This window comes from Pontibacillus yanchengensis Y32, assembly GCF_000770635.1.
Lineage (GTDB): Bacteria > Bacillota > Bacilli > Bacillales > BH030062 > Pontibacillus > Pontibacillus yanchengensis.
Map to the genome: position 1 here is coordinate 1 of NZ_AVBF01000146.1, position 269 is coordinate 269.

The 269-nt window shown below is 37.2% G+C and carries 1 protein-coding gene; it reads left to right on the forward strand.

What is annotated here, in order from left to right:
- On the forward strand, positions 1–269 hold a 269-nt coding region (locus N782_RS20515), incomplete at both ends, for a transposase (protein ID WP_152600824.1).

Genomic DNA, 269 nt, shown 5'->3' on the forward strand with positions numbered 1-269 from the left:
AACAACAAAAGAATATGGTTAAAGAGAAGCTTTCGGACGAGAAAACGGGAGAAATCTACGGGAAACGTAAAACAGACGAAGAACCAGTTTTTGGATTCTTGAAGGCTAATTTGCATTTCACTCGAATGTCCGTTAGGGGCAACGAGAATGTTCATAATGAATTAGGATTTGCGTTCATGGCAGTGAACTTAAGAAAGTACAATGCCATGAACGGAAATAAACCCATAGATTATAGAAGTAAACCTAAGAAAAAAGGTTCCAATCATCAA